Annotated in this window: 14 protein-coding genes; all 14 read right to left on the bottom strand. The window is 65.9% G+C overall.

Annotated elements, in window-relative coordinates; translation table 11 throughout:
* Genes R2APBS1_RS14920 through R2APBS1_RS14985 form a run of 14 tightly spaced genes read right to left on the bottom strand, consistent with a single transcriptional unit; the run spans nucleotide 1 to nucleotide 17,992 of the window.
* A complete protein-coding gene (locus R2APBS1_RS14920) occupies nucleotides 1–1,116 on the bottom strand; it encodes a glycoside hydrolase family protein (protein ID WP_015448565.1) in 1,116 nt (371 codons plus the stop codon).
* Nucleotides 1,113–2,318, bottom strand: a complete 1,206-nt coding sequence (locus tag R2APBS1_RS14925; protein WP_015448566.1) for a carboxylate--amine ligase — start codon at nucleotides 2,316–2,318, stop codon at nucleotides 1,113–1,115. Before R2APBS1_RS14925 ends, R2APBS1_RS14920 begins: the two co-directional genes overlap by 4 nt.
* Entirely contained in the window at nucleotides 2,315–3,613 is a 1,299-nt protein-coding gene (locus R2APBS1_RS14930; RefSeq protein ID WP_015448567.1) for a TIGR04063 family PEP-CTERM/XrtA system glycosyltransferase, read from the bottom strand. Before R2APBS1_RS14930 ends, R2APBS1_RS14925 begins: the two co-directional genes overlap by 4 nt.
* The gene (locus R2APBS1_RS14935) at nucleotides 3,610–4,929 is read right to left on the bottom strand and encodes a glycosyltransferase family 4 protein (RefSeq protein WP_007511469.1); all 1,320 of its coding nucleotides are present in this window, start codon (nucleotides 4,927–4,929) and stop codon (nucleotides 3,610–3,612) included. Before R2APBS1_RS14935 ends, R2APBS1_RS14930 begins: the two co-directional genes overlap by 4 nt.
* Entirely contained in the window at nucleotides 4,926–6,878 is a 1,953-nt protein-coding gene (locus tag R2APBS1_RS14940) for an XrtA/PEP-CTERM system amidotransferase (protein ID WP_015448568.1), read from the bottom strand. The genes R2APBS1_RS14935 and R2APBS1_RS14940 overlap by 4 nt, the downstream gene beginning before the upstream one ends.
* Nucleotide 6,879: 1 nt before the next feature.
* Complete coding sequence (locus tag R2APBS1_RS14945) at nucleotides 6,880–8,076, bottom strand: TIGR03088 family PEP-CTERM/XrtA system glycosyltransferase (RefSeq protein ID WP_015448569.1); 1,197 nt, start codon at nucleotides 8,074–8,076, stop codon at nucleotides 6,880–6,882.
* A complete protein-coding gene (gene xrtA, locus R2APBS1_RS14950; protein WP_235644263.1) occupies nucleotides 8,073–9,707 on the bottom strand; it encodes an exosortase A in 1,635 nt (544 codons plus the stop codon). The genes R2APBS1_RS14945 and xrtA overlap by 4 nt, the downstream gene beginning before the upstream one ends.
* Nucleotides 9,638–10,891: a TIGR03087 family PEP-CTERM/XrtA system glycosyltransferase gene (locus tag R2APBS1_RS14955; RefSeq protein ID WP_015448571.1), complete on the bottom strand. Its 1,254-nt coding sequence runs from the start codon at nucleotides 10,889–10,891 to the stop codon at nucleotides 9,638–9,640. The genes xrtA and R2APBS1_RS14955 overlap by 70 nt, the downstream gene beginning before the upstream one ends.
* Nucleotides 10,892–10,894: 3 nt before the next feature.
* Nucleotides 10,895–11,956: a FemAB family XrtA/PEP-CTERM system-associated protein gene (locus R2APBS1_RS14960; protein WP_007511479.1), complete on the bottom strand. Its 1,062-nt coding sequence runs from the start codon at nucleotides 11,954–11,956 to the stop codon at nucleotides 10,895–10,897.
* 13 nt (nucleotides 11,957–11,969) lie between these two features.
* Complete coding sequence (locus R2APBS1_RS14965) at nucleotides 11,970–12,881, bottom strand: XrtA system polysaccharide deacetylase (RefSeq protein WP_007511481.1); 912 nt, start codon at nucleotides 12,879–12,881, stop codon at nucleotides 11,970–11,972.
* A complete protein-coding gene (locus R2APBS1_RS14970; protein WP_015448572.1) occupies nucleotides 12,878–13,942 on the bottom strand; it encodes an XrtA/PEP-CTERM system-associated ATPase in 1,065 nt (354 codons plus the stop codon). Before R2APBS1_RS14970 ends, R2APBS1_RS14965 begins: the two co-directional genes overlap by 4 nt.
* Nucleotides 13,943–13,949: 7 nt before the next feature.
* Nucleotides 13,950–15,491 carry a TIGR03016 family PEP-CTERM system-associated outer membrane protein gene (locus tag R2APBS1_RS14975; protein ID WP_015448573.1) on the bottom strand — a complete coding sequence of 514 codons (1,542 nt, stop codon included), beginning with the start codon at nucleotides 15,489–15,491 and terminating at the stop codon, nucleotides 13,950–13,952.
* On the bottom strand, nucleotides 15,492–16,406 hold the full coding sequence (locus R2APBS1_RS14980; RefSeq protein WP_015448574.1) for an AAA family ATPase: 915 nt from the start codon (nucleotides 16,404–16,406) through the stop codon (nucleotides 15,492–15,494).
* Complete coding sequence (locus R2APBS1_RS14985; protein WP_007511489.1) at nucleotides 16,403–17,992, bottom strand: XrtA system polysaccharide chain length determinant; 1,590 nt, start codon at nucleotides 17,990–17,992, stop codon at nucleotides 16,403–16,405. The genes R2APBS1_RS14980 and R2APBS1_RS14985 overlap by 4 nt, the downstream gene beginning before the upstream one ends.
* Nucleotides 17,993–18,023 lie beyond the last annotated feature (31 nt).

The raw sequence follows: 18,023 nt of genomic DNA on the forward strand, positions 1-18,023 counted from the left end.
CTAGCCCACTTCCAGTTGCAGCATCAGCGCATCCATGCAGAACTTGGCCGCCCAGTTCGGATACCGATTCCTCATGTAGCCGCCTGAGCGCGGATGCGAGCCGGGTAGCGCGCCGCGCACGCCACCGTCAGCTGCGGCCAGGTTCTGGATCGACAGATTGAACCGGTTGGCGTCCTCGGCCGCCGGCAGCCAGGATCGCTCGCCGGTTTCCCTGGCCAGACGCTGCCAGATGATCGCCATCTGCGCATTGCCGGTCACACAGGTCCAGCGGCTCGCCGCCCGCCAGGCGGAATCCAGACGCCCGGGCAAGGCCCCATCGCGGCGCTGGGTGCGCGCAACGGCTTGCGCAACGCGCGCCGCCGCATCCACAAAGGTATGGTTGGCGGCGATCAAGCCGACCTCCAGCATGCCGCGTGTGGCATACGCGATGGTGTGCGTGAGCGGCCGCTCGTTGTCTTCCAGATCGTTGTTTTCCAGCCATCCGTTGGGATGCATCTGGGCAAGTGCCCACTGCACATTGCGCACGGCCGCATCGAGATAGCGCGGCTCCTGCAAGACCTGGCTGGCCCTGGCCAGCGCAAACGCCACGCGCGTGTTGTAGGTATTCACGCCGTGGGCGGCAAACGGCGAAGCGTGGCGACGCCATGCGCCATCAGGGTCCTGGGCGGCCACCAGCCAGTCGGCCGCACGCATCGCCGAGTCATGCAAGCGCGCATCTTGCGTCTGCTGCCACGCGGACAGCCAGCCGAACAACACCTGTCCCGTATTGAAGATGGTTGGCACAACCTGCGTTGCGTCCATCGTGCCCGCACGCACGCCCCCTTCAGGAAGCTGGATCGCGGTTTCCCACTCGGCCATGCGAATGGCGCGCTCCCGATACTCAGGTTGACCGGAAAACTGCGCGTAGCGCAGGAAGGTTGGAATGATGTAACCGGTGGTTTCCGGATAGGCGCCAGCCCACTGCCGCTTCGTCGCATCGTAATAGGCGCTGACGCCGCCGCTGCCGGTGGCATCCTGGGCGCGCGCCAGCCATTCGGCGGCAGCCTGCAAGCCAGCCTGCGCATCGACGACAGGGCGCGTCCATGGTCTGGGCAAGAGTCTCGCGACCACGTTCATGACTCGCTCCCGGCCACCGGTGATCCCGGCACCCTCTTCGCAGTTCGGCTGAGCAGCGCGCGACGGACATGCCGCAGGCCTTGCACCAGGCACGGCATGGGATCACGCCACCGGCATACCGCATCGGCCACCTGGCCATCGGGCGGATAGCCCTGGGTGATGCGCTGGCCCTGGGCGACTGCGGACTGTACGTCCTCGGAGCGCACCCGCCAGACGACCGGTCGCCTGCTGGCGGCCGGCGGCGGAAGCGGCAGGCCCAGCGCCGAACACCAGGCCACGTACGGCAGATTGACGCCGTTCAAGGTGGCCACCTCTTCCTGGTAATCGGTACGGCCGATCGTCGGCTCCACCATGCGGAACTCGCCGCTGCGCGTGTCGCGCTTGTACTCCATGCTGGCCATGCCGACCACGCCCGCCGCCTGGAAAAACCGGGTGGTCATGGCGGAAAGCTGCGCATGCACTTCGGGGGCGGCGGTACAGCTGGCCGTGCCGCCCACCTGCGGCGGCCAGGAGCGGATCTTGCGTCCGGCAAAAGACCCGGCCGCCTGCCCGTCCCGATCGACGTATTGCAGACAGAAATGGATACTCGAATCGGGGCCATCGATCCATTCCTGCACCACGACATCCGCCATCACCGGCAGGATGCGGCGAATCAGCGCTGCCGCTTCTTCCGCACTGCCGGCACGGTAGGCCTTCCTGAATTGACGTGCATATGCCGCATCGCGCCCGCCAGGCTTGACCACGACCGGATAGCGCAGCTCGCCGAGTGCGGGCAGGTCCGCCAGCGCGCGGATGTGCACCAGCGGCGGGATGGGACTGCCGAGTTGTTCGGCCCGGCGCTGGAACCCCTCCTTGTGCTGCAGCGTGTCCACGACTTCCATGGGCGGCAGGTTGAACCGATACAGCGCCGACAGGCGATCGCGATGATGCGAAACGGTCCTGACACTTTCCTCCTGGGTCAGGAACAGCACCGGGCGCACGCCGGAAAATTGCGTCGTACCCAGGCGCACCAGGTCTTCGACCAGCGTTTCACCGTGCGTCGCACGGATCCGCAACGGCGTCGCCGCGCGGGTACGCATTTCCGCGCGCCGCGTGTCGGTATCCAGCAGGCAGACCGAAACCCGCGCGCGCGCCAGGCTGCGCGCCACGCCCAGGCCATTGGCTCCGGCGCCCAGTACCACGGCAGGCGTATCGACAGTCATGCGCCCCTCCCGCGCTCTCGCCGGTGCCGGTCGAGCACGTCGGTATAGACGGCGCGATAACGTGCCACGCTCGCCGACCAGGTGCGTTCGCGCTCGACGAACTCCCGCCCATGGGCTATCACCCTGCCCCAGCTCGCGGGGGTCTCCAGCAGCTTGATCAAACACTGCGCGAGCGCCTCGGCCGATCCCGCGGAAAAAAGATGGCCATTGTGGCCGTCGCGAATCAGCTCGCGGTGGCCGCCGACATCCGAAGCGGCCACCAGCTTGCCCATGGCCATCGCCTCAAGCGGTTTCAATGGCGTCACCAGTTCCGTCAACCGTCGCGAGATGCGCGGATAGACCATGACGTCCATGGCGCTGTAGTACCGGGTGACCTCGCTGTGCGGCACGCGACCGACGAAATGCACGACGCGATCGAGGCCGAGGCGGGCGGCCAGCGCCTGCAGCTCGGCATCCTGCGGTCCGCCGCCCAGCAGCAGCAGGCGTGCCTGCGGCACGGCGCGCAGTACCAGCGGCATGGCCCGGAGCAAGCCATCCAGCCCCTCATAGGCGTAGAACGAGCCGGCGAATCCCAGCGTGGTCCCGCGGGTGAGCCCATATTTCTCCCGCAGCTCCGCGTCCTCGGCGCTGGCCGTGGATCGAAATTGGGTGGTATCCACGGCGTTGGGAATGACGGTGATCTTGTCGGCGGGAATGCCACGCTTCAGCATGTCGCCGCGCAAGCCCTCGCAGATCGTGGTCACGGCGTCTGCCCGTTGCAGGGCCCGGGTCTCCAGCGCGCGCGTCAACCGATACCGCGCCCCTCCCTCGCGCGCCGTACCGAGGTCGACGGCGGCGTCTTCCCAGAACGCGCGGACTTCGTACACCACCGGAATGCCGACGGCCCGGCCCACCGCAAGCGCGGGGAACGCGTCCAGCACCGGCGAGTGCGCATGAAGAATGTCCGGATGCACGTTGTCCACCACTTCGGCCAGCCGGGTCTGCAATGCGCGCATCAGGCAGCGATGCCGGACCAGCGGCAGCCTCGCCAGCAGGCCGGATGCCGGCGGGGTGCGGTAGAACATCCAGTCGCCGACGTGTTCCTCGCGCTGCCGGTCGCTGCCCTGCTTGGGACCGGTCAAGTGCATCGTTTCCCAGCCCAGTGCACGCTGCGCCTCGAGGATGGCGAGCGTCCGGAAGGTATAGCCGCTGTGCAGGGGCAGCGAGTGGTCGAGCACGTGCAGGATACGCAACGGCCGCTCGGTCGATGCCTCCGGCCGGGCTTGGCGCGGCGCGACGCTCAGGACGTCGTTCATGGCTCGGCTCCAGCCGTCGCGCCACCGGCAGCGGCCAACAGTACTCGCGCATAGAGTGCGTGCTGCGCTTCCACGATCGGCTGCCACCCCAGCCGTTCCGCCACGCGGCGGGTGGCCGCGCGCGTCGGCGCCCGCTCGCGCAACCGCAGCCAGGCGGCGGCAAGCGCTTCGGCACTGCGTTCGACGGCGATCTCGCCTGCCTCGGGCGCATCCAGCAATTCGCTGACGCCGGCAAACGGTGCGGCCACCACCGGCGTACCGCAGGCCAGGGATTCCAGCACGGCGTTGGGCATGCCCTCACGGCTCGATGCATGCACCAGCACGTCTGCTGCGTTGTAGTACTCGCACAGCTGTGCGTGGGAGATGGCGCCAAGCATGCGCACGCGCGCGTGGAGACCCAGCTGGCCCACCAGGTCGCGCAGCCTGCGCTGTTCCGGTCCCTCGCCGGCGATCAGCAGCGTCGTATCCGGCACCCGCGCCAGCGCCTCGATGGCAAGGTGCACGCCCTTGAGTGCGACCAGGTGGCCCACCGTCAACCACACCGGACCCGCAAGGCCCAATTTGGCACGAATCAGCGTGCGGTCCCGTGGCCCGAAATGATCAAGATCAACCCCATTGCGCAACACCGCAATCTTCCCGGGATCCACGCCCAAGGCGATGACCTTGTCCTTCAGCGCCCGCGACACGGTCACGATGGCGGCGGCGCACCCTGCGGCCCATTGGATCTGATGTTTGGGTCGCCGATAGCGCGGGATCACGTTCACGTCGGTGCCGCGCGCGGTGATCACCACCGGCCTGCCCAGCGCCGTACCAAGCCGTGCCGCCGCCACGCCGTCCGGGTAAAAGTAATGTGCATCGATCAGATCGAAGTCAGTGCCGCTGGCCTGCAGTTTTCGCAGGACTGGCAGAAGGGCGTGATACATCAGAAATGGTGCGATGCTCATGCCCAGTTTCGGAATCGTCGGATAGCGGGGATGGCTGACCTGGATACCGTAGCGCTGCTCATGCGCGGGCACCCGGGCAAATGCCGAGTGGGCCCCGAAGCGCCGATGCCGAAACGGAAACCAAGGCACCGGCGCTACAACCGTCGCGGTCACCCGGCCAGAATCCACGAGGTGGCGCAATCGCTCCTCGACAAACACGCCGTGGCGCGGCTGGACGGCATTCGGATACAGGCTGGTGAAGACCAGCAGTCGAATCTTGCGCTCGCCACCCGCCTCGACGCCGGTTCCGGCACTTCGCCGCGCCGCGTCGAGCGCTTCTTCTGTCGACGGCATGACATCACCGGCAACGCCGTTGACCGATGCTGTCTTCATGGCTGCGCTCCGGCGGCCACGACCCTGCGCGCCGGCCCGGCGGAAATCGCGGCAGCGGCGGGCTGCTGCATGCGGCGCAGAAAGGCGTCCAGCATCAGCAGGCTCCACAGCGTCGCGCTGTGATCGCGCCGGCCAGCCGCATGTTGCTGCAGCAGCCGATCGAGCACGGCCGGCTCGAAGTAGCCGCATTCGGCAACGGCACCGGCGAGCAAAGCGTCCCGGGCGCGCCGCGCGAGCGGGCCGCGCAACCACGCTGCCACAGGCACGCGGAAACCCATCTTGCTCCGGTACAGCACGTCATTCGGCAAGTCCGGTTCCAGCGTTTTCTTGAGGATGTACTTCGCGGTACCTCCTCTCAGCTTCAACCCGGGCGGCAACGAGGACGCCCACTCGACCAGACGGTGATCGAGCAGCGGCACGCGCACCTCCAGGCTGTGCGCCATGCTGGCACGGTCCACCTTGGTCAGGATGTCGCCGGGAAGCCAGGTCTTGAAATCCAGGTACTGGGCCAGCAGCAGCGGATGATCGGTGGGCGCACGTCTGGCGTGGGCGCGGAACACGGCGAGCGCGTTGTAACCTTGCAGTTCGCGCTTGAAGCCCGCGCTGTACAGTTGCTGGCGCAGCGCCGCCGAGGTGGTGCTGACGGTGTGGAAATAGGCTTCCACGTCATCGCGGCCGAGGGCCTGCAACGTGGTCTTGGCGCGCAGCGGGCGCGGCGCCCAGTCAGCCTTGGGATAGAGACTGCCCAACACACCAAACAGCGGCTTGCGCAACGCCAGCGGCAAGCGCGCGCGCAGCCCGCTTTCCCACGCATGCAGGCGGTAGCGCCGGTAGCCGGCGAAATTCTCGTCGCCGCCGTCGCCGGACAACGCCACGGTCACCTGGGTGCGCGCCAGGCCGCACACGCGATACGTCGGCAGCGCCGAGCTGTCGGAAAACGGTTCGTCGTAAACCGCCGCCAGCGTGTCGAGCAGATCGTAATCATCGGCGCTGACCCGCTGCTCGAAATGTTGCGTATGCAGATGCTCGGCCACGCGCCGCGCATAGGCGCTCTCGTCGAAACCGCCGTGGTCGAAACCGATGGAGCAGGTGCGCACCGGTTGCTGCGACGCCCGGCTCATGCTGGCCACCACGGCGCTGGAATCCACGCCGCCGGAAAGGAACGCGCCGAGCGGCACGTCCGCAATCATCTGCCCCGCCACGGCTCTGTCCAGCAAGCCGTGGAGCTGCGCTGCAGCCTCATCCGCCGTCATGTCGGCGGCCACCTTGAACGGCACGTCCCAGTATTGCCGGGGCACCGGCTCCGGTTCGCCGGCGTGCCAGCTCAACCAATGGCCGGGTGGCAGTTTGAAAATGCCGCGATAGATGCTGCGCGGATCCGGCACGTAGCCGAGCGCGAGATAATCTTCCAGTGCCTGCGGATCGAGCCTGCGTTCCACACCGGGATGCACCAGCAGTCCCTTGAGTTCGGAAGCGAACACCAGCTCGCCTGAACGGGTGAAGCCGTAGTACAGCGGTTTGATGCCAAGCTGATCGCGGGCCAAGTAGATGCGCTGCGTACGCATGTCCCACACCGCGAAGGCAAACATGCCCACCAGACGCGTCAGGCAGGCTTCGCCCCACTGCTGCCAGGCGCGCAGCAGCACTTCGGTATCGCAGCGGCTGCGGAACACCACGCCGCGTGCCTCCAGTTCGGCCTTGAGCGAAGGGAAGTTGTACAGCTCGCCGTTGTAGATCAGTGCCAGACCGGCCGCTTCATCCACCATCGGCTGCTGCCCATGGCCCAGGTCGATGATGGACAGACGGCGATGCCCCAGACCCACGCCCTTGCCGAGATACAGCCCGGCCTCGTCCGGTCCGCGGTGAAGCTGCGCATCCCGCATGGCCAGCAGAGCCCTTTCATCGACATCGACATGCCGCGACGAGACGATACCGGCCAGACCGCACACGTCAGTGCTCCTTGTGCCCGGTCAGGCCGGACATCATGCGTGGCTGCACGGCGTTCGTCGGCCGACCCAATAGTTCGTCGTACAGCGCGACATACGCGGACACCATGCTGCGCAAACCGAAACGCGCAGCGACGCGCTCGCATCCAGCTTCGCCATGTCGGCGTCGCAGTTTCTCGTCGGCGACATAGGCGCGCAGAGCCGCCGCCAGGGCGTGCGGATCGCCGGCCGGCACCAGCGTTCCGGTCACGCCGGCCACCACCACTTCGCTTACTCCGCCGACATCGGTGGCCACCACGGGCAAGCCAGACGCCATGGCCTCCAGCAGGACGCCGGGCATGCCTTCGGCGATGGAGGAAAGCGCAAAGACGTCGAACTCCGCGAGGAGCGCCGCCACATCGCTGCGATTGCCCAGCAGCCGGACTTGCGTCGAAAGCCCGCCACGCTCGATCTGCGATTCGAGCGCAGCACGCTGCGGCCCTTCACCCAGCAGGACCAGGCGCAACTGCTCGCGCTGGTGCGGCCATGCTTCGCACAGGATGCGGAAGGCGGCTATCAGTCCGGCATGGTCCTTGACGGCATCCAGTCGCCCGACCGTGCCGATCAGCACGGTTCCGGGAGGCGCGAAAGCTCCCAGCAAGCGCCGCGTGCTTTTTTCATGTGCCGTGCCGGCAAACGCTGTTACGTCAATGCCGTTGGGAATACACGCAACGCGCGAAGAAGGTATGCCCACCTTTTCCATGAGCCAGTCCTGCAGGTCCCTCGAAACCGCCAGATAACGGTCGATGAACGGCAGGAGTCCACGCCGCAACAGCCGATACTTCCGGCTTTCGCCGCGCGGGTCGGCGGCATCCCGGCCTCGTTCCGCATGCACGACGCGACGGACCCCTGCAAGCCGGGCGACCGGCGCCACGTCCACGGCACCGATGTTGTACGTGTGGACCAGGTCCGGCCCCAGATCCCGCAAGGCCCGCCACAACCTGAAATAGCAGCGCCAATCCTTGCCGGACCTTTTGCCCAAAGCCACGCATACGACGTCGCCGGACTCGATTTGATCCCGAAGCGCACCGTAGCCTTCCAGACAGATCACCGCGTGGCGGTAGCGCTGGCAGGTCTGGTTGATCAGGGTCACGAGCATGTGCTCCATGCCGCCGGTATCCAGCCGGTACAGTACGTGCACGATCAGCGGCCGCTCGTTCATGGCTGGCTCCCGGCAAGAACAGCCGGCTGCTGCGCCTGCACCCCGGACGCACCGGGCACGGGCAGCACCTGCGCAAAGGCGTGCAGCTTCGTCCGCACCCGATCGGCATCGTCGCCGGCAACCGACGACGACAACGCCCATACCGAAGATCGCGGTACCTGTCCCTGCAGCACGCTCCACGCCTGCAGCAACTTGGTCAACGCCGGCGAGCGGGTGCAGCGGCGATCCACGCAGTACCAGTACCACACCAACCGCGACCCGGTTGCACCGGCCAGTCGCAACTCTCCGACCGTCGTGCTCCGCCCGTCGGCCAGCTCGACCCGTCGGCTGGCGCTGCTCAGGATTTGCGCGTGCGCCGAATCGTAGAGGTCGTTGCCGTAGGTGATCAGGGTATGCCCGCGGCGCGGCTTGCCGGTATAGACGGCATGAAACAACTCGACCACGTCGCCGCCGGTGACCGATTGATAGGACACGCGCACCTGCCCCGCCGCTCCCCTGAAGATCGGCCGCCAGCCGTCTGCGGCAGCCTGTGGCCCGCTCCAGCCCGCGATCGCTGGTGCGGTCAGGCGCATGGTCTGCGGCGGTGCCGGTGGCGCCAGTCCCGAGGCAAGAGACGGCCCTGCAATCAACAGCGCGAACGCCACCAGCCAAACCACGGTGCGCGCACTGGCAGGCATGCCGCCATGCGCGGGGGGCTGCTCCGGCACCACCAGCGGGTCGCGGAAGAACCAGCCGGCCAGCAGCAACAGCAGCAGCACCGTGCCGAAGAACTGCCAGCCAAAAATCATGTGGTCCGTGCCGGTCGCGTATTTCAAGCCCCAGGTCTCGCCAATCAGCACGGTGAAACATACCCGCAAGCCATTCGCGACGACCGGCGTCACTGCCGCCAGTACCACGAAAACCGCCCGCTTCCACCAGCGTCGGTACATCAGGTAGGCATACAGGCAGCCGAGTGCGGTGCAGGCGATGAAAAACTTCACGCCGCTGCATGCTTCGGCCACCAGCCATACCGCCGAGGGCGTGAGGATCTCCCGGCCGTTGAGAAGCACCGGGACGCCGATCAACTCCAGCGCGCGTACCGAGAAATGCGCCGTGATGTCCTGCAGCGGACCGACCAGCGCGTCGCCCCAGGGAACCGCGAACACCACCAGATAGCCGAGTGGGAACGCCAGCACCCACAAGGCGCGCCACCCCCAGCAGGCCAGCACCAGCGCCGGAAACAGCGCCACGAACGCGAAATGCTGCGCCAGATTGACGTCGAGCAGGCGGCCGGCATACCAGACGAACACCAGCGCCGCCATCGCTGCCAGACCCCAGACACTCGGCACCGGCGGGTTCGCCTGAAGCTGATGGCGCAGACCGAAGGCCGTCCACAGGCTCAACGGAAAAATCAGGAAGGCGTACTGGTAAGTGCCATCGTGTGCCCAGGCCCACGCCAGCGATTGCACGGTCCGCCAATAGCAGGCCAGCAGCACGGCGACGGCGACGGCGAATGCCGCCACAGCCGATACCCAGCCCGTAATGCGCATGGAATAGACGGGCACGGCGGCAAGCGGCCTGCTCATGAGCACGCCTCCAACCCGGCAGTGCCTACGGCATCCACGCAGGCTGCACCGCGCTGCGCATTGCACAGCACGCTTTCGTACGCATCGAGATGGCGCGCCCAGTCATGGCGCGACAACACCTCGACGCGGGCCGCCGGCACCCGCACCGCCTGCGGCGCATCCAGCCAGCGCAAGGCTTCCGTCGCCATGGCCTCGGGCGATGCATCGATGCAGCCCTGGCGACCCGCGAAATCCCTGATGCCCTCCCAGGCCTCGGGCGTTGCCAGCAACACCTTCTCCATGGCCAGTGCCTCCAGCACCTTGTTCTGGATGCCGCGCGCAATGCGCAACGGTGCCGTCACGGCATGGGCGTATGCTAGGTACGGGCGCGCATCCTCCACCCGCCCAGTCACGGTAATGCCCGCGAGCTGACCCAGCGCGCGGACCGCCGCGGTGGGCCGGCTGCCGACAATGTAAAAGCGGGCGTCCCGCTGCCGGGCGGCGATCCGCGGCCACACTTCGTGCGCGAACCAGCACACCGCATCCACGTTGGCGCGGTAATCCATGGCGCCGACAAACACCACCACCCGCTCTCCCAGCCGGTAGGGACTGGAACAGGCCCGCCGTGGATCCCAATACCCGGCATCCACCCCGTTGGGGATACCGTGCACCCGGCCAGCCGACTCCGGCACCAGCTGTCGAAAGAACGCCGCCTCGGCTTCCGAGACAAACACGCTGGCGTCGAATTGCGCGGCAATCGTGCGCTCGAACTCGGCCAGTCGCCGCGCTTCGCGCTGGTACAGCATGCGCTTCACGCCGCCACCGGCCTGCTGCGCGTACTGCTGCCATTTGTCGGAATCCACGTCCACGAAATCCATGACCCGGCGCAGCTGGGCGTGCCGCATGACCAACGGCGCCACGCCGGACGAATAGCACAGGGCCAGCTCCAGCTTGTGGTCGGCCAGCAGCCGTTCGACCCAGCGCCGCATCACGCGGTCGCGATAGGCCCCGACGGTAAGCGCATCACCCCGCGTCAGCGCGGCAAGCGCACGCCAGCGGGCACGCCAGGGCGGCAACGGCCGGACACACGCCTCGGCGCACAAGGCCTCGACCTGCGCGAGGTAGCGCCAGTCGGCCGGGTCGTCCACGAACGTGCCGAGATACACGCGGTAGCGTTCGGCGAGTCGCCGCAGCACATGGTACGAGCGGATCTTGTCGCCCTTGCTGGGCGGCCAGGGCAGCCGGTGACAGAGGAACAATACCGATTGCATGGGCTAACCCAGATCCCGCGCAAGCCACGGCCCCAGCGCACGGCTCACCGGCAGCGGCAGCCGCTTCCACGCTTCGATGAACAGGCCGTACTTGCTGTTCGCGGGGCTGATATTGGGAACGGTCCCGGCACGCACCAGGTAATAGGCATAGGGCAGCGGTTGCGGCTCGAAGCCCCAGTGCTTCTTGAAGTGGTAGGAACCGCTGTCCCGTTTGCTGCGGCCGTAGTCGAACAACCGGGCGCCGCGCTCCACCGCACGTTGCATCACCGCCCAGTACATGAAATCGTTGGCCGCCAGATCGCGGCCACGCGCCACGCTGCCGCCGTAGTACGGATGCACCTCGTCGCGAAAGTAGAAGCTCATGACCGCGGCCACCGGCTGCCCCTGGTGGGTGACCACGGTAACCTCGCAATCCTGGCCAAACGCCTGCTGCAGGCTCGCGTAATAGTTGCGCGACAACACCGGCGTACCCAGATTGCGCACGCTCTCGGCGTACACCCGGTAGAACTCGGCGATGCTGCCGTCGTGGCGCGCCTGCAAGCCGGCGCCAACGCCCTTGCGCACCATGGCGCGCTGCTTGCGCGGGATCGCCTTGAGATTCGTGTCGTGGTCCGCACAGATTGCCTTGCGGAAGCTGACGTACAGATCCTTGACCGGCCACGCGGGGTGGCGCAGTTCGCGGTCGCGCAGTTCGAGATAATCGACACGCAATTCGTCGGCGAGCGCGCCAGCGGCCTCGGTGAGCTGTGCCTCGCTGTCCGGGTCGTCCGCCACCACCCCGCCGTACACGCAGAATGGCGTCGAGATCAGCGCGTGACCGAACAGCCGGCTGCGCATCTCGGTGAGCGGCAGCACGCCCGTGATCGCCCCGTCCCGTTCCGCGTACAAATAGTGGCAACGATGGCCAAGCACCTGTTCGAGGATTCCGCGCCAGGCCACCCGGTGGAAAAACGTGGCCCGCGAAGCGCCGCCGACAAACGCGTCCCAGCGCTGCTCGTCGCCTCTTTCCAGGCGCTTGACGACGCAAGGATTGGCGGAATGGCTGTCGTCCGCGCGGTCGAGCATGTCGCATCCCCCGTCAATGCGCATAGAGTTCGACGGCCTGCAGCGCCACCACCGGGTAGTCGGCGTGGCTGCGGGCGAGAAATACCCGATCCATGCGGTCGAAACGGAAATCGCGCACGAGCCGCTCGAGTCGGGGCGTCGTGCGGCTCAGGTTCAAATAGTGGCGCACCCGATTCCTGAGCGTCGCGCCGGGCACCCGTGGCTGCTGCGGATCCACTTCCCATGGATGGAAATAGAACACTCCGGCGCGCCGCTCGCGCCGGTTGACGCGTCGCAGGCCGCGCCTGAACAGCGCATACGGCAGCAGGCGAAAATAGCCGCCGCCGCCGCACGGCCAGTTGCGCCCGCACAGGCGCACCGTCGTCACCGGGATCTCGAGCAGGCCGGAACGCTCCGCGAAAAACGGAAATCTCGGCGCCGCCGGCATGCCGTACAAATCGTGATGAATCGGCACGATGCTGGAACTGTAGCGGTAACCGGCTTCGTGCAATTCGTCGTGGGCCCACATCGTGGTGGGTCCGATCGAATAACTGGGTGCCCGATAGCCATGCACTGCAGTGCCGGTAACGTCTTCCAGCAGACGTTTTGTACGCGTGATGCTGTCGCGAAACTCCGCCCGGCTCAGATGCGTCAAACGCTCGTGGCCGAAACCGTGGCTCGCTATCTCATGGCCGGCGGCGCTGATGTCGCGCACCAGCGCAGGGAAGCGCTCCGCCACCCAGCCCAGCACGAAGAAGGTGGCATGCACACCGTTCCGCTCGAAAAGCTCCAGCACGCGCCGGGTATTGCCTTCGACGCGGACGGGCCAGTGCGGCCAGTCCTCGCGCCGTATGCACTCCTCGAAGGCTGCCACCTGGAAATAATCCTCCACATCCACCGTCATGGCGTTGGTGACCGGATCGCGCGGTGGCGGCAAGGCGCTCATTTGCCTTCCTGGCTCGAACGCGGATAGCGCATGTCGGTGATCACGGCCTCGTCCACGGCCGGTGCCATCGACGACGCAGCCAGCAGCACTTCCCTGCGCCGGACCTCTTCGCGCAGCAGCTGCAACATGAATTTGCTGCGTTCGAGATCCATCGAGGCGAGCCCGCCATCCCGTTGCGATGACGCGGCGTCACGCGTCAGGTCCAGGTCCTGGAGCGCGGCGGATACTTCCAGTGTCGGCGGCACGCCCGGCATCTCGTCGCGGATCTCGTCGAGCACGACGGTGAGCGCCGCCTGGTCCAGGTCGTGCAGTTCTTCCAGGTAACCGTGCAGCAGCAGCCGGTCCATGATGAGGTTGATCTTGCGCGGGATCCCGCGGCTGGCCCGGTAAACCCCGGTAAAAATTTCGGGTGCCAAGTCCGGATCGTTGCTCCAGCCGACGGTATGCAGGCGGTGCAGGATGTACGCGCGGCTTTCCTCCTCGCTCATCGGCTCAAGCCGATGGGAGGCGATGATGCGCTGACGCAACTGTTCCATGTGGTTGCTGACCATGACGCGCCGCAGTTCGGTCTGGCCGACCAGGAATATCTGCAGGAGCGCACGGCCCTTGAACTCGAGATTCGACAGAATGCGCAGCATCTCCAGTGCCGCCGCGGTAAGCGTCTGCGCCTCGTCCACCACCAGCAGGGCATGCGCCTGACGGGCGTGCAGCGAAATAAGGTGCCGCTTCACATCCTGCAGCAGGGCCTCCTTGCTGCGTCCGTCATAGGGCAGGTCCAGCGCCGAAGCCACGGCCGGCAGGATGTCGTCGCCATCGAGATTGGCCGAGGCGATGCTGGCTACGGCAAGGTTGCGATGCGAGAGTTCCTCGAACAGCTTCTGGATGAGCAGCGTCTTGCCGGTGCCGACTGCACCGGTGATCACCACGAAGCCTTCGCCCTGCTCGAAACCGTAGAGCAGGTACGCCATGGCGCGCTTGTGGCCCTTGCTGGGAAACAGCATTCCCGGATCCGGGGTCAGCTGGAAAGGCTTGCCGCGCAGCTTGTAGAACGCCTGATACATGCCGCCCTCAGAACAGGTGGGTGAACTGCAGGAAAATCACGTTGGCGCGGTACCCGCGCACATCCGACGCCGCCGCACGCACACGGCGGGAGTCGCGGCGCAGCCGCAGGCTGGCGAAGTCTTTCGGGTCGAGTTGATGCACGAGCTCGAGTTGCGCGTACTGGCTGTAGTTGGTTTGCCCGTCCTGGTAGCGGTAACGCTGCCAGCCATAAGTGGGAGTCAGGGTGGTCAACGCGCCGATATCGAACAGCCAGCTGACATGCGCATTCGCCACTCTTTCCTTGGCGCTGTTCAGCAGAAAATAGATGCGCCGCTCGTCGTACAGCATCACCCTCAACATGCCGATGGGCATCTCGTAGGCGGCCGATGCGGTGGCGCGCTTCATGAGGTAAACCCGCTGCTCCCTGAGTGCGGGAATCCCGGGCAGTCCGATCGACGGGATCGCGTCCAACCCCTGCCCCAGCAACTGCTGGTTGATGTCGGTGGGTCGTTCCACGTAACTTGCGGACGTCGTCAGCAAGGCGGCGGTACGCGTCCAGGACAACTGGTAGCTGCGGCCATAGAACCGGTGGCCGACCAGTACCTTGAAATCATTCAGCGTACTGGACCAGTCGACGCCGGCGTCCCAGAAGCTTGCGCCCAGCCGGTCCACCGTGCCATCCGCGAGGTACTTGTTTTCCTTGCCGACGTCGGCGATCAAGCTGACGTTGCCATGGACCGGCACAGCGGCTCCCAGCCTGGCCATCGAAAAACGCGAGCTGCGCCCGGCATCGGATTCCAGACGCTGGTCGAAATAGCCGAAGTTCCAGCTCCATGTTTCGTACTGCGGGCTCACCAGGCTGAGCTGCAGGGCGTTGCTGGTGATGTCGGACACGCCGGTCAACGAATCGTTGTTTTGCGCGGCAATGCCCCTGGTGTTGTACAGCACGCGCCCATAGCTGTAACGCAGCATCGCGGTGCCCACGCTGCCGAGATCCTGGACCCAGTACGGACTGAGCGTGGCGCGCGCAATATTGGCGCGGTTGTTGTCCAGGAAAAACGTGCCCGACCCGGCCGGCAATTCGCTGTTGATGACCGCGCGCCCGTACAGCGCACTGCCGTCGAGGAACAAATGCCGCGGAAGCAGGGTGAGCGTGCCGTGGGCGTCGAGGTTCTGCGCCACCTGGTTATGGCGCGATTGCCCCGAATACAGATATCCGGTGAGCGCGTAGTTCAACACTCCGGAAAACCGCGGCCCGCTGTAGGCCGACTTGATGAACGGCTGGACCTCGGTGATCCAGCTGCTCTGTTTCGGTTTGCCGCTGGGCGCCAGCATGAGGTTGTCGGTGTACAGCTCACCGAGCGTGACGCCCATGACCACTCCCGGAGAGTCGATGCTCGGCTGCGGGATGACGCCCGGCGGCAGATTCTCGGAACTGTCGGCGAATCCGCCGGCAGCCGAATCCAGCACGGGCGGCGCCTGCGGATCCGCGCTCTGGGCCGCCGCCCCGGTCAGCCAGCCTCCGAGGGCGATCGACGACAAGACGACCGACGCCGACAGCGCACGCATCTAGGCTTCCCCGGCAAGGCGGCCCCGGGGATACAGGCCATAGTAGCTGTAGTAGTAGTTCTCGCTTGCCGGCAGGCAGCTCATGTTGAGAATCAGGCCGACATATGGCGAGCCGTTCAAACTTTGCAGCGCCGAATGGACCGCATGCTGGCCCGTCTGACTCGCGGCGACCACCATGACAACCTGGCCCATGTGGGAAGCCAGCACCTGCGATTCCGAGGTCGCCAGCAAGGGCGAAGAGTCGAACACCACCAGGCGGCGCAGATGGCGGCCGCCAAGTTCTTCGAGGACCTGCTCCATGCGCAGGCTGCTGAACAACTCGGCCGTCAGCGGATGGCGTTTCCCTACCGGCACCACCAGCAGATTCGGCACATCGGTCCGCACGATGACCTCGGCGGGCTGGCGCCGTTCGTCCACCAGCACGTCCATCAGGCCAGGCTGCCCGTCGAGTCCCAAGGCGCGGGTGATATGGCATTTCGGTATGTCGCCGTCCACCAGCAACACCTCGAAATCCAGCTCGCGCGCCAGACTCAAGGCCAGGTTCACTGCGGTAAAGGTCTTGCCTTCTCCAGGCAACGCGCTGGTTACCACAATGCGCTCTGCGTGCGCCAATACCTTGGCGCCTTTTCCGATGGCATTGTCCATCAATGGCCGTTTGACGCGGCGAAGCTCATCGGCAAGCCGATCGTTCGCCTCATCACCCGTCGGGAGCAGACCGGCGCGCTCGAGCGCGCCTTGATCCACGTGCCAGAGCGGCGTGGTTTCCGCGGACTGATCCACCGTCCGCGCCCTGCCGGACAAACGCTCGATCGTCGACGCCGGATGCGCTGGCTCCTCCACGTCGACCAGTGGCGAAACCGGCGGCTCAGGCTGCAGGGTCTTGAGCTTCTCGACCGCCTTCTCAACGATGCTCATGCGACCCCCACCACGAAGAAGTGCTGCACCAGCTGGGTAAGCTGTCCGTCAAAGGCGAACCCCAGCGCCAACACCACGGCCAGCAGGCCAGCCCCGGTGCAAAACCCGACCACTTCGCGGCGTTGATCCTGGCGCCGCGACGGCGACTCGATCAAGCTGAGCGCACCGAGCACGGGATAATCGCCGGACTCCCGCAAAGTCTTGAGGCTCACGAACACCGGATTCACCTTATGCAGGAGATATGCAAACGCGCCGCCGATAGCCAGCGCCAGCGTGAGCACCAGCAATAGCAGCAGTCCGCGCTTCGGGCTCACCGGCAGCAGCGGAACGACCGGCGGATTGATGACACGGAATTTCAGATTGTTGCCGCTCTGCGTTGCGTCCTGGGACAGCTCGGCCGTGTTCAGACGCTCCACCAGCTGGTCGTACTGCTTCTTGGTGACGTCGTAATTGCGCATCAACCGCTGCAAGGTGGCCTGCACGTCGGAAATCTTGTCCACATTGCCCTTGAGGTCGGCAATCTGCCGTTTCTGCAAGGCGACTTGCGTGGCCAGCGTCTGGATGCTGACCTGGGTGGAATACATGGACTTCTGCATTTCCTGGTACACCGGATTATCCGAGACCACGCCCATCACCGAGGTCCCGGGGGCATTCTTCTGCATGGCTTTGCGCCGCTCCTGCAGCTGCGCGATCATGCGCCGGGCGGAAATCACATCCGGGTATTCGTCCGTATAACTCAGCAACAGCTGGTTGAGCCGTTGCTGGTAAGACGCAATCTGCGTGTCGATCTCCTGGGTGCGTGGATCGATTCCCGACGAAGTCGGGCCGCTGCTCGCCAGGGAGCGCATCTGCTGCTGGATGGTCGCGCGGCTGGCGACGGCCGTGTCGTACTGGTCCTGCAGGTTCTGCAGCTGGGTCTCGGCCGCCTGCAGCCGCGTGGAATAGCTGCTGCCGCCCTGGTTCGGGATGTAGCCGACATTGGCCTTCTGGAAATCCGCGAGTTTCTGCTCCGCCTCGTTCAGACGGTTGCTGTAAACCTTGACCTGCTGCTGCAGGAAATTCTGCGCCGTGTCGGTGGACACGGTATTCGCGCCCAGCGTGTCGTTCATGAGTATCTGCAGGAACGCCTGGACCACCTTCTGCGCCATCTTGGGGTTGGGGTCGGCATAGCTGAGGTTGTAGAGGTCCTTGGGGCCAGCACCCTTCACCGTGACGGCAGCGCCGAGGTTCTCCAGCAACTCGTCCTTGTCCGCCGGGGTGGTGGCGCGCAGGGACAACCCGGTCTTGTCCGCCACGGCCTCGAGATTGGGGCGTGAAAGCAGGGTCTGGGTAATGATCTGGAGCCGCCCACCCACATCCGGCTGCACCGCCACCCCGCGCAGCAGCGGATTCGTCAACGCCTCGGTGTCGGCATACACCTGGGCACTGGCCGCATACTTGTTCGGCAGGCTGAACACCAGCATCGCGCCCACGATCGTCACGCACCACGCAACGATCAGCGCATGCCAGCGATAGCGCCAGGTGGTGCGCGCCTCCAGCAGCACATGCTGAAACAACTCACGCAAATCGATCGATTGCTTCTGCATCACTTGCCTTCCCCGATGTCGTCGACGGTTG

Origin of the sequence: Rhodanobacter denitrificans (genome assembly GCF_000230695.2) — a bacterium.
Lineage (GTDB): Bacteria > Pseudomonadota > Gammaproteobacteria > Xanthomonadales > Rhodanobacteraceae > Rhodanobacter > Rhodanobacter denitrificans.

Excerpts from the sequence above, each read along its gene's own strand:
- R2APBS1_RS14920 (WP_015448565.1), bottom strand. The coding sequence starts at position 1,116 with ATGAACGTGGTCGCGAGACTCTTGCCCAGACCATGGACGCGCCCTGTC.
- R2APBS1_RS14925 (WP_015448566.1), bottom strand. The coding sequence starts at position 2,318 with ATGACTGTCGATACGCCTGCCGTGGTACTGGGCGCCGGAGCCAATGGC.
- R2APBS1_RS14930 (WP_015448567.1), bottom strand. The coding sequence starts at position 3,613 with ATGAACGACGTCCTGAGCGTCGCGCCGCGCCAAGCCCGGCCGGAGGCA.
- R2APBS1_RS14935 (WP_007511469.1), bottom strand. The coding sequence starts at position 4,929 with ATGAAGACAGCATCGGTCAACGGCGTTGCCGGTGATGTCATGCCGTCG.
- R2APBS1_RS14945 (WP_015448569.1), bottom strand. The coding sequence starts at position 8,076 with ATGAACGAGCGGCCGCTGATCGTGCACGTACTGTACCGGCTGGATACC.
- R2APBS1_RS14955 (WP_015448571.1), bottom strand. The coding sequence starts at position 10,891 with ATGCAATCGGTATTGTTCCTCTGTCACCGGCTGCCCTGGCCGCCCAGC.
- R2APBS1_RS14960 (WP_007511479.1), bottom strand. The coding sequence starts at position 11,956 with ATGCTCGACCGCGCGGACGACAGCCATTCCGCCAATCCTTGCGTCGTC.
- R2APBS1_RS14965 (WP_007511481.1), bottom strand. The coding sequence starts at position 12,881 with ATGAGCGCCTTGCCGCCACCGCGCGATCCGGTCACCAACGCCATGACG.
- R2APBS1_RS14970 (WP_015448572.1), bottom strand. The coding sequence starts at position 13,942 with ATGTATCAGGCGTTCTACAAGCTGCGCGGCAAGCCTTTCCAGCTGACC.
- R2APBS1_RS14975 (WP_015448573.1), bottom strand. The coding sequence starts at position 15,491 with ATGCGTGCGCTGTCGGCGTCGGTCGTCTTGTCGTCGATCGCCCTCGGA.
- R2APBS1_RS14980 (WP_015448574.1), bottom strand. The coding sequence starts at position 16,406 with ATGAGCATCGTTGAGAAGGCGGTCGAGAAGCTCAAGACCCTGCAGCCT.
- R2APBS1_RS14985 (WP_007511489.1), bottom strand. The coding sequence starts at position 17,992 with ATGCAGAAGCAATCGATCGATTTGCGTGAGTTGTTTCAGCATGTGCTG.